This is a genomic window from Methylophilus sp. Leaf414, assembly GCF_001425425.1.
Classification (GTDB): Bacteria; Pseudomonadota; Gammaproteobacteria; order Burkholderiales; family Methylophilaceae; genus Methylophilus.
The window spans coordinates 587,636-598,673 of record NZ_LMQQ01000001.1 but is presented as its reverse complement, the minus strand read 5'-3'; the positions used below and the strand labels follow the sequence as shown (position 1 = coordinate 598,673).

Here is an 11,038-nt window from a genome sequence, read left to right as displayed (position 1 = left end):
GCTAATGGTGATGGTGGTGGTGACCATGGTCATGACCACGTCCCCAACCGCCACGAGGGCCTCGGTCATAATTCCGGTAGCCGCCATTACCATAACCAAACTGGATAAAGCCGTGTGCTGGGGGCGCATAACCGACCGCTGGTGCACCGTAGTAAGTACTATGCGGGTGACGATAAATTACTACTGGCGGTGGTGCGTAATACACCGGTGGTGGCGCGTAGTAAACGGGTGGGGCTGCATAAGGATTGCCCACCACAACACCGACTGACCAGTTGTTATCAGCATGGGCAGATAATGCTGCTATGCTGCTTAACGCAACACCTAAAATGTATTTAACGATCTTCATAAAGGCTCCTCTCACGGAAAACGATTAAAGCATGATGGCTATTAAACGCGTGTGCCTTATTACGGTTGACAATTCACTACACTAATCGTTCGAATGCCATATCACTGATGGTCGATTTATGAAATAATTAGCAGTTATTTATCTGATTATATAGCGTTTAAATTAAAAACGCATTTTCCCCTACATACAGAAGGCAACACCATGGATGACAACAAAAGCAAAGCACTCGCCGCCGCACTTTCCCAGATTGAAAAGCAATTTGGCAAAGGCTCCATTATGCGCATGGGCGATGCTGATATCGGTGAAGATTTACAGGTAGTATCAACCGGCTCGTTAGGCCTGGATATTGCCCTTGGCGTCGGTGGTTTGCCGCGTGGACGTATTGTCGAAATTTACGGTCCTGAATCTTCAGGTAAAACCACATTGACCTTGTCAGTGATTGCCGAAATGCAGAAACTGGGTGGCGTTGCTGCATTTATTGATGCCGAGCATGCCCTGGACCCGCAATACGCGGCCAAACTGGGTGTGAATGTGCCTGATTTGTTGATCTCGCAGCCGGATACTGGCGAGCAGGCGCTCGAAATTGCAGATATGCTGGTGCGTTCCGGTTCAGTGGATATCGTGGTGGTCGACTCGGTTGCCGCATTGACTCCACGTGCCGAAATTGAAGGCGAAATGGGCGATAGCCACATGGGCCTGCAGGCACGCCTGATGTCGCAAGCTTTGCGTAAATTGACCGGCAATATCAAACGTACCAATACGCTGGTGATCTTTATTAACCAGATCCGTATGAAAATCGGTGTCATGTTCGGTAACCCTGAAACGACCACTGGCGGTAACGCGCTTAAATTCTACGCTTCTGTTCGCCTGGATATCCGCCGTACCGGTGCCATCAAAAAAGGTGATGAAGTCACGGGTTCCGAGACACGCGTCAAAGTGATCAAAAACAAGGTCGCGCCTCCATTCAAGCAGGCTGAATTCGACATCATGTATGGCGAAGGTATCTCCCGTTTGGGCGAAGTGATTGAGTTAGGTTCTAACGCCAAACTGGTGGAGAAGTCTGGGGCATGGTATAGCTACAAGGGTGAAAAAATCGGCCAGGGTAAAGAAAACGCCAAGGAATTCCTGCGCGAAAACCCAGCCATTGCCGCTGAAATTGAAGCGCAGATCCGTGCTAATTCCAACATCCTGGCAGATGGCATGACAGCTGCCAGAACTGAGGATGATTAAACCATTTGCGTGAGCAGCCTGCAAAGTCACTGCGTCAGCGTGCCCTGGAATATCTAAGTAAAAGGGAATATTCCGAGGCTGAACTGGCGCAGAAACTGAAAGCCTATGCCAATGAAGAGGATGATATTCCTGCATTGATTACTGATTTCAAGACGCGCGGCTGGTTAAGCGATGCCCGCTACACCGAGCAAATGATACATGCCCGCCAGGTGAAGTTCGGCGCTGCACGTGTGGCTAATGAGCTAAGAGAGAAGGGCGTTGATGATGCTCTGGTAGCCGAGGCAGTGGCTGTATTACAGGTCAATGAAGTGGAACGCGCCAGTGAAGTCTGGCGCAAAAAGTTTAAAGCGTCCCCGACCACGCGTGAAGAATGGGCTAAACAAGCCCGTTTTTTACAGAGCCGGGGTTTTACGTTTGATGTAATTAAGAAAATTTTGAATAGACACGCAGAAGATGACAGTCCAGAAGACTACAGTTAGTTACGGAAGTAAACCTTCCAGCAAGCAAATCCGCCAGGCATTCCTGGATTTTTTTGCTTCTAAAGGCCATCAGGTGGTGGCTTCCAGCTCGCTGGTACCACATGGCGACCCCACCTTGTTGTTCACTAATGCGGGCATGAACCAGTTCAAGGATGTGTTCCTCGGTTTTGATAAACGCGCTTACACACGTGCAGCTTCTTCGCAAAAATGTGTGCGTGCAGGTGGCAAGCATAATGACCTGGAAAACGTAGGTTATACCGCGCGTCACCATACATTTTTCGAGATGCTGGGTAACTTTAGTTTTGGCGATTATTTCAAGCGCGACGCAATTACGTTCGCCTGGGAGTTACTGACTCAAGTTTATTCCTTGCCTAAAGAGCGCCTGATGGTGACGGTCTATGCTGAAGATGATGAAGCTTATGACATCTGGAACAAGGAAATCGGCGTGCCTGCTGACAAGATTGTACGCATTGGCGACAACAAGGGTGCGCGTTATGCCTCAGATAACTTCTGGATGATGGGCGATACCGGCCCATGCGGCCCCTGTACCGAGATTTTCTATGATCACGGCGATCATATTCCTGGCGGCCCTCCAGGCAGCCCCGATGAAGATGGTGACCGTTTTATCGAAATCTGGAATAACGTGTTCATGCAATTCAACCGTGATGAAGCGGGCGTGATGCATCCTTTACCTAAACCTTCGGTAGATACCGGTATGGGCCTGGAGCGGATTTCTGCGGTATTGCAAGGTGTGCATGCCAACTACGAAATCGATTTATTCCAGGCACTGATTAAAGCCGCGGCACGTGAAACTAAAACCGCCGATTTGGAAAGCCCCAGCCTGAAAGTGCTGGCTGACCATATTCGCGCCTGTTCTTTCCTGATCGCTGATGGTGTGATTGCAGGCAATGAAGGTCGAGGCTATGTGCTGCGCCGTATCATTCGCCGGGCGATTCGCCATGGCTACAAGTTAGGCTGTCGTGCTGCATTTTTCCATAAGCTTGTGGCAGATCTGGTGCTGGAAATGGGCGAGGCTTATCCTGAATTGATCAGCAATCAAGCGCGTATTACACAAGTGCTTAAACAGGAAGAAGACCGGTTCTTTGAAACGATTGAAAATGGGATGCAGATTCTGGAAACAGAATTGGCGACCAAGCCAGCGGTATTCAATGGTGATCTGGCGTTTAAACTACATGACACTTTCGGGTTTCCTCTGGATTTAACTGCGGATATTTGCCGTGAACGCGGTGTTACTGTCGATACGGCCGGTTTTGATGCAGCCATGGCACGCCAGAAAGACCAGGCACGTGCGGCCGGTAAATTCAAAATGGCACTTAACCTGGAATATGCAGGCCAGGCCACCAGTTTTCATGGCTACGAAAAGCTGGAAACACCAGCCAAAGTATTAGCCTTGTATAAAGATGGCAGCCCTGTTAAATCATTGAATGAAGGCGACCTTGGCGTAGTCGTGCTGGATGACACCCCTTTCTATGCCGAATCCGGCGGCCAGATTGGCGATAGTGGTGAGCTTAAATCTGCTAATGGTATTTTTGAAGTGGAAGATACCCAGAAAATCCAGGCAGCGGTATTCGGTCACCACGGTGTGCTGAAAACCGGCACCCTGTCTGTGGGTGATGCTTTAACGGCCAAGGTCAACCTGCAAGCACGCCACGCGACCATGCGTAACCACTCAGCCACACATCTAATGCATAAAGCGTTGCGTGAAGTGCTGGGTGAACATGTGCAGCAAAAAGGCAGCCTCGTCGATACTGAAAAAACCCGTTTTGACTTTGTACACAATTCACCGGTGACTGATGCACAAATAGCCAAAGTGGAGGCGCTGGTCAATGCCGAGATTTTGACCAATACCGACACACTGGCAAAACTAATGGATATTGAAGCCGCCCAGCAAACCGGTGCCATGATGCTGTTTGGGGAAAAGTATGGTGATGAAGTACGCGTGCTGGATATCGGGACTTCAAGAGAATTATGCGGTGGGACACACGTGAGCCGCACTGGTGATATAGGCCTGTTCAAAATCACATCTGAAAGCGGTGTTGCTGCGGGCGTACGCCGTATTGAAGCGACCACTGGCGAGGCTGCACTCAAACTGGTGCAAGCCCAGCAAGTGCTGATTAATAAAATGGCCGGTGAGTTGAAAACGCCGGCAAATGAGCTTCCGGTCAAAGTTTCTCAGATACTGGATAACGTCAGGTCACTGGAAAAAGAACTGGCGCGTCTGAAATCGAAATTGGCCAGCGCGCAGGGCGATGACCTGGTGAACCAGGTGCAGAATGTCGATGGTGTTAACTTGTTGGCAGCGACTCTGGAAGGTGCTGATGCCAACGCCCTGCGAGAAACCATGGATAAACTGAAAGATAAACTCAAATCGGCCGTGATTGTGCTGGCAAGTGTGTCTGACGACAAAGTCAGTTTGGCTGCAGGTGTGACTGCGGATTTGATTGGCAAGTTTAAAGCTGGTGAGCTGGTGAACCATGTTGCCGGCCAGGTAGGTGGTAAGGGTGGCGGTAAGCCAGATATGGCAATGGCGGGCGGTACAGACGCCAGCAAACTGCCAGAGGCATTAAGCAGTGTGCCTGAGTGGGTAAAACAAAAATTACATTAATTTATTTGATAATTAGAGCTTAATAATGGCATTAATAGTACAAAAATATGGTGGTACCTCAGTCGCAAATCCTGAGCGTATCCGCAATGTGGCCAGGCGCGTCGCGCGCTACAAAGCCATGGGTCACCAGGTCGTAGTGGTCGTGTCGGCCATGTCCGGTGAAACCAACCGTCTGATTGCACTGGCTAAAGAAATCATGCCGGATCCGGATCCGCGTGAACTCGATGTGATGTTGTCTACCGGCGAGCAGGTGACGATAGGCATGACGGCACTGGCATTGTCGGAGCTGGGTATTAAAGCTAAAAGCTATACCGGTTCACAGGTAAGAATTCTGACCGATGATGCGCATACAAAAGCCCGTATTCTGGATATTGATCAACATCACCTGAAAAAAGATCTCGATGATGGCTATGTCTGTGTCGTCGCCGGTTTCCAGGGTGTAGATGCCAATGGCAATATTACAACCCTTGGTCGCGGTGGTTCTGATACTACCGGCGTCGCCTTGGCTGCGGCCTTGGATGCGGACGAATGTCAGATTTATACAGATGTTGATGGCGTATATACCACCGACCCGCGCGTGGTGCCAGAAGCGCGCCGCCTCGAAAAAATTACCTTTGAAGAGATGCTGGAACTGGCATCTCAAGGTTCCAAAGTATTGCAAATTCGCTCAGTGGAGTTTGCCGGCAAATATAAAGTGAAACTGCGTGTGCTTTCCAGCTTTGAGGAAGAGGGCGATGGCACATTGATTACGTTTGAAGAAAATGAGGAAAACATGGAAGATCCAATCATCTCCGGCATTGCATTTAACCGCGATGAAGCAAAAGTGACTGTGGCAGGCGTGCCTGACAAACCGGGTATCGCTTACCAGATTTTAGGCCCGGTGGCCGATGCCAATATTGATGTGGACATGATCATCCAGAACGTCGGCGCAGATGGCACCACCGACTTTACGTTTACCGTACACAAGAATGAAATGAACAAAGCGCTGGGTATTTTGCGTGACAAAGTGCAGGGGCATATCCAGGCACGTGAAATCAGTGGCGACGACAAAATTGCCAAGGTATCTGTAGTGGGTGTTGGCATGCGTTCACATGTGGGCATCGCCAGCCAGATGTTCCGCACCCTGGCGGAAGAAGGCATCAATATCCAGATGATTTCCACCAGTGAAATCAAAATTGCCGTGGTGATTGAAGAGAAATATATGGAACTGGCAGTGCGTGTGTTGCATAAAGCTTTTGCTTTGGATGATGCGTAATCTGACTAAAAACATTCTTTAATTTTGCGTTGATTTACGAAGGGTTTTCGCGTACTATGGCGCCCTTCGATGCAGTAGCAATACTGTGTTGAGCAGTAATGTAGTACTCGTTTAAAACGGTGAGCTGGCCGAGTGGTCGAAGGCACTTCCCTGCTAAGGAAGCATATGGGCTTAAACCTGTATCGAGGGTTCGAATCCCTCGCTCACCGCCAAAAAATTTAAACTTGTGTTATAATGCTGTCCTTGTTGCAACAGCGTTGTAACACCTTGGCGCCCGTAGCTCAGTTGGATAGAGTATTTGGCTACGAACCAAAGGGTCGGGCGTTCGAATCGCTCCGGGCGCGCCAAAAAATAAAAGCCTTGTTTCTCACGAAACAAGGCTTTTTTCTTTTCCACTACATCTCAATTATGTCCTCTTTTTAAAAAGAAATTCTTTTTAAAAGTAGCACTAGGTTTTTAAACGCATCAAACGTAAGAAAAGTCTTAATCGCTAATTTTCCAATCAAACTGGGCTAAATATTCAGCGTATCGGTATTGCCTGCACTAGCATTCCTGCATAGCGAGAGGAGTGTCAGATATGATATGCTCTAGCTTTGTTTTTTTATTGGTATGTTAGTGTCTTTAAATGCCTGTTTGGCGCGGATTGCAGACGATATGCAGCAGGTGGATGTCGTTATTCGCCAGTCTTTGTCATCGCAAGTTCCGCTCATTAATCAAATCTCGGAATATATCATCCATAGTGGCGGCAAACGCCTGCGTCCGGCATTGGTGTTAATGTCGGGAGATTTGGCTGGCACCGGAGTCACGCCTGCACATCATCAGCTGGCAGTCATCATTGAGTTTATTCACACGGCGACTTTGCTGCATGATGACGTAGTAGACGCTTCTGACTTGCGCCGCGGTAAATCCACCGCCAATCATGTGTATGGCAACCCCGCCAGCGTACTGGTGGGTGATTTCTTGTATTCCCGTGCTTTCCAGATGATGGTCAAGCTGCAGAACATGCGCGTGATGGAAATTCTGGCTGACGCTACTAATACTATTTCTGAAGGCGAAGTCCTGCAGTTGCTCAATGTGCGCAATATAGGCGTCAGTGAGCAGGATTACCTGCAAGTTATCCATTTTAAAACAGCCAAGTTATTTGAAGCGGCCACCCGCCTGGGAGCCGTGCAATGCCAGGCTAGCCCAGAACGGGAAGAAGCGCTGGCAACCTATGGCATGCATTTAGGTACGGCATTTCAGTTGATTGATGATGTACTGGATCTGACCGGAGATAGTGAAAAATTTGGTAAAACGCTAGGCAATGATCTGGCAGAGGGTAAGGTTACATTGCCGATGCTGTATGCGATCCAGCAAGCGCCAACCGCACAATCAGAACTGGTAAAACAGGCATTACTGGAAGGGCAGGTTACGCACCTCGAACAAGTACTGGAAATCCTGCATGCAGTAAAAGCATTTGATTATGTGCGTTCGGTTGCACAAAAAGAAGCACAGTTCGCCTGCGACGCACTAGATATTTTTGAAACAAGCCCGGCTAAGCAAGCATTGCTGGATTTAGCCAGGTTTTCAGTCAGCCGCCAACAATAAGACTGGCAGCATGCATTTTTCAACGCATGCCACACCTCTTACGTTAGTTTAGCGCTATCGGTTCACCACTGGCATGGTAATAACTGAGTCTTGCGCATTCATTGGTTGCGTTAGTCAACGCGCCATCAAACAATGATTCGCCATTGACATCTACCACTGCATAACCATTATGGTAAAGCGTCACTTCAGCTTGCAATGCATTGTCGATACGACTGGTAATGGTATGCAGGCCATGTTTTTGTGATGCGCGCATGGCGAAGCTGACGCAATTTTCCTCTTCCTCTTCACTGTAGACTTCCCAGTGTGATTGTCCGGTCAGGTTTGCCAACCATCCTGGCAGGTCGACTTCAACACGGCAGATAACCGGTTCATCCCAGGCAGGATGTTCTACCTGGCCCAGTTCGACTTCGGTGGGAGGCGTGAATTTGATTTGATCAGACATAGGCAACTTCCTTCACTAATAAGATTCGGATTCGAAGTCACTCGGCTGGAGTGCAATTCTCATCTTACACATAAATGGTGACATTGAACCTGTTTTCAAGGCAGTAATTTCGGCTTTCTAACAGGCTTTACCATGCGTCACAGGCTTTTAGCCTTGATTACTTGTATTAACGATGAGATGATGCAGCAACCTTAATAGTGTTATCGGTATCATGACAGAAATCCTTGAGCCTGTTTTAAGTTTGTTGAGAACGCAACCACATTTTCTGCAGGGTGTATGCCTGGTGATGGGCTTGCTGGTTGGCAGTTTCCTTAACGTAGTCATACATCGCCTGCCCAAAATGATGGAGCGTGAGTGGCACGCTAACTGCCTGGATTTACAAGGCCAACCTGTACCCGATCAGCCTAAATATAACCTGGTAGTTCCGCATTCTACCTGCCCTCATTGCGGACACATGATAGGTGCACTGGAAAATATCCCTGTCATCAGCTACCTGTTTTTACGCGGGCGTTGCAAAGCCTGTAAAGCCTCTATTTCAGCGCGGTATCCCCTGGTAGAGGCTGTCTCCGGGGCGCTGTCACTGGCAGTGGCAGTGCAATATGGTTATAGCCAACTTACATTATTTGCCCTGATATTCGTCTTTGCATTAATCGCATTAACTTTTATAGACTTTGATACCCAGTTATTGCCGGATGACATCACTTTGCCATTGTTGTGGCTGGGCTTGCTGCTGAATTTAAATAACGGGTTCACCGATATCACTTCAGCAGTAGTTGGTGCGATGGCAGGTTACCTGGTGCTGTGGGCTGTGTATTGGTTGTTCAAGCTGGTGACTGGTAAAGAAGGTATGGGCTATGGTGACTTTAAACTGCTGGCTGCTATTGGCGCCTGGTTTGGCTGGCAATTACTGCCAGCGGTCATATTGCTCAGCTCAGTGGTTGGTAGTGTGATTGGCATAGCGCTTATTTTATTCAAAGGTAAAACCCGCCAGACTGCCATTCCGTTTGGTCCTTTTCTGGCGCTGGGTGGTATAACAGCGCTGTTTTATGGGCAAGTTTTGGCCTCTTTTTACCTGGCCACTTAATTTCCTTAGTACCTGAATATATTATCGATGACTAAAGTAGTGGCCGTTACCGGCGGCATAGGCAGTGGCAAAAGCGAGGTGTGTAAAACCTTTATTGAACTGGGCGTGCCAGTGGTAGACCTGGATGAAATCGCCCGTGCAATGAGCACTCCCGACAGCGTAGCGATGCAGGCGGTGCGTCAGGCTTTCGGGGATGCGATGTTTGACGCTGCGGGTCAGCTGGACCGTACCAAATTGCGCGAGCTGGTATTTTCAGAACCAGATGCGCTGGATAAATTAAATCACATTATGCATCCTGCCATCCGTGAAGAGGCTGCACAGCAGATTGCACATTATGCTGCACAGCCTTATGTCGTATTAGCGATTCCGCTATTGGTCGAAAGCCGCGATGACTGGCGCATGATTGACCATGTGCTGGTGATCGATTGCAGTGAGCAAATACAAATCTCGCGAGTGATGCAACGTAGTGCGCTATCCGAAGCCATGGCAGAAGCTATTATCGCCGCGCAGAGCAGTCGCGAAGCGCGTTTGGAAATTGCAGATTCAGTCATTGAAAACAATCAAACCCTGGAAAATTTACGTGAAAAAGTGCTTAACTTTCATCAAATTTTCTCAAAAACTTGCCACTGAGTAAAAAGGGTTTCATAATCAGGCTTTTATTGCATACTTTTCAAGTATCAGCTGACAGAAAAGGCTGCCGTGTCTAGCTACGAGTTTCCATTTAACGAGCGCATCAGAACATATCTCCGCCTGGAAGATTTGTTTGTAAAGATGCTGCATCACATTGAAGTAGGCCATGAGGTGAATCACCATGTGGCGCTGCTAACGCTGTTACAAATCCTGGACCTGATTGATCGTGGCGATTTAAAAGTCGATTTATTGCAGGAACTGGACAGGCATAAAGTCCAGCTTTCATTCTTGCAGGGCAATCCGAATATTGATCAAAATGCCCTTGGTGAAACCCTGGCTAGCCTGGACCGGTGTGCCACGCTATTAAGGTCAGATCACCAGAAACTCGGCCAATCGCTACGTGACAACGACTGGTTGATGAGTGTGAAACAACGTGCTGGTATTCCAGGCGGTGTCTGCGAGTTTGACCTGCCTTCCTACCGGCATTGGCTGTATTTGAGTGTAGATCGTCGTAGAACCGATTTTGCGCAATGGCTGGGCCGCCTGATGCCTATGTACGAAGCGATACGCATGCTACTGCAATTGCTGCGCGGCAGCGGTCAAGTCATGTCCTTGGTGGCGCATAAAGGCGCTTACCAACAGCAACTTTCAGGGCACAAACCTGCACAACTCTTGCGGATTGAAATTAGCCATGATGAGTGTTTCCCCGAGGTGAGTGCCAATAAATACGCCATCAATATCCGTTTCCAGAAACTGGATTTTGTGCAACGGCCTAAGGCTTGTGAGCAAGATATCCCTTTTAAGATGATTATCTGCAACTTTACCGGGCCAGGACACAATTGATGCAAGCAGCAGTAAAGCCACGCAAGGTTGCTTGCCCGGGCTGTGGCGAAATGACAGAGTATTCGACCGCTAATGCATACAGGCCGTTTTGCAGCGAACGCTGCAAGTTGATGGATTTAGGCGACTGGGCTATGGAAAAATTCAGGATTCCTGATACCACACCACCCGATCTTGACGAGCCTGAATAAAACTTTAATGGTTACACGCGGGTGTAATTATTGAATTCTCGCACAAATAATTAACATGCCTTTTTTCTCTGGCAGTATTCACTCCAGGTAATAGCACCGTTAAATAATATAAAGCTCAACGCATTCAAGTGCCTATTATCATCTAAGACGATTAGTAAAACGGGTTATAAAGCAATGACAATCATTGCGATGCGAGAAAAATCCACGGCGTATTATTACGCCCCGCCTTGCCATTTGAGCTGGAATGTCTGGAAGGCCAAACACTACCTGTTCAAGAAATATTTCTACAACAAGTAATTGCTAAAACTGCAATTTTGATTTGCAGCTA

At 48.3% G+C, this 11,038-nt stretch carries 11 protein-coding genes and 2 tRNA genes; 11 read left to right on the top strand and 2 right to left on the bottom strand.

The window, feature by feature from the left end:
* Window position 1 precedes the first annotated feature (1 nt).
* The gene (locus tag ASG24_RS02915; protein ID WP_055867633.1) at window positions 2–346 is read right to left on the bottom strand and encodes a hypothetical protein; all 345 of its coding nucleotides are present in this window, start codon (window positions 344–346) and stop codon (window positions 2–4) included.
* Between the two features lie 201 nt (window positions 347–547).
* Here ASG24_RS02915 and recA point away from each other — a divergent pair, with 201 nt between their 5' ends.
* From recA to ASG24_RS02880, 7 genes are all read left to right on the top strand, one after another.
* On the top strand, window positions 548–1,576 hold the full coding sequence (gene recA / locus ASG24_RS02910; protein WP_055826141.1) for a recombinase RecA: 1,029 nt from the start codon (window positions 548–550) through the stop codon (window positions 1,574–1,576).
* A gap of 5 nt (window positions 1,577–1,581) precedes the next feature.
* Window positions 1,582–2,055, top strand: coding sequence for a recombination regulator RecX (recX, locus tag ASG24_RS02905; protein ID WP_055867630.1), 474 nt, complete (start codon window positions 1,582–1,584; stop codon window positions 2,053–2,055).
* Window positions 2,030–4,681: an alanine--tRNA ligase gene (gene alaS / locus ASG24_RS02900; protein ID WP_055867627.1), complete on the top strand. Its 2,652-nt coding sequence runs from the start codon at window positions 2,030–2,032 to the stop codon at window positions 4,679–4,681. The genes recX and alaS overlap by 26 nt, the downstream gene beginning before the upstream one ends.
* Before the next feature lie 25 nt (window positions 4,682–4,706).
* The gene (locus ASG24_RS02895) at window positions 4,707–5,936 is read left to right on the top strand and encodes an aspartate kinase (protein ID WP_055867624.1); all 1,230 of its coding nucleotides are present in this window, start codon (window positions 4,707–4,709) and stop codon (window positions 5,934–5,936) included.
* Window positions 5,937–6,054: 118 nt separating this feature from the next.
* Window positions 6,055–6,148 (top strand) — tRNA-Ser (locus ASG24_RS02890).
* Window positions 6,149–6,206: 58 nt separating this feature from the next.
* Window positions 6,207–6,283, top strand: a tRNA-Arg gene (locus ASG24_RS02885).
* A 307-nt stretch (window positions 6,284–6,590) separates the two neighbouring features.
* Window positions 6,591–7,523 carry a polyprenyl synthetase family protein gene (locus ASG24_RS02880; RefSeq protein WP_055868410.1) on the top strand — a complete coding sequence of 311 codons (933 nt, stop codon included), beginning with the start codon at window positions 6,591–6,593 and terminating at the stop codon, window positions 7,521–7,523.
* Window positions 7,524–7,566: 43 nt separating this feature from the next.
* On the opposite strand, the gene ASG24_RS02875 is transcribed toward ASG24_RS02880, so the two are convergent.
* The gene (locus ASG24_RS02875; protein ID WP_055867620.1) at window positions 7,567–7,965 is read right to left on the bottom strand and encodes a hypothetical protein; all 399 of its coding nucleotides are present in this window, start codon (window positions 7,963–7,965) and stop codon (window positions 7,567–7,569) included.
* A 211-nt stretch (window positions 7,966–8,176) separates the two neighbouring features.
* Between ASG24_RS02875 and ASG24_RS02870 the strand changes: the two genes are divergently transcribed.
* From ASG24_RS02870 to ASG24_RS02855, 4 genes are all read left to right on the top strand, one after another.
* A complete protein-coding gene (locus ASG24_RS02870; protein ID WP_055867617.1) occupies window positions 8,177–9,049 on the top strand; it encodes an A24 family peptidase in 873 nt (290 codons plus the stop codon).
* 27 nt (window positions 9,050–9,076) lie between these two features.
* Window positions 9,077–9,679 carry a dephospho-CoA kinase gene (gene coaE, locus ASG24_RS02865; protein WP_055867614.1) on the top strand — a complete coding sequence of 201 codons (603 nt, stop codon included), beginning with the start codon at window positions 9,077–9,079 and terminating at the stop codon, window positions 9,677–9,679.
* Between the two features lie 69 nt (window positions 9,680–9,748).
* The gene (gene zapD / locus ASG24_RS02860) at window positions 9,749–10,522 is read left to right on the top strand and encodes a cell division protein ZapD (RefSeq protein WP_055826127.1); all 774 of its coding nucleotides are present in this window, start codon (window positions 9,749–9,751) and stop codon (window positions 10,520–10,522) included.
* On the top strand, window positions 10,522–10,710 hold the full coding sequence (locus tag ASG24_RS02855) for a DNA gyrase inhibitor YacG (RefSeq protein WP_055867610.1): 189 nt from the start codon (window positions 10,522–10,524) through the stop codon (window positions 10,708–10,710). Before zapD ends, ASG24_RS02855 begins: the two co-directional genes overlap by 1 nt.
* The last annotated feature ends 328 nt before the right edge of the window (window positions 10,711–11,038 follow it).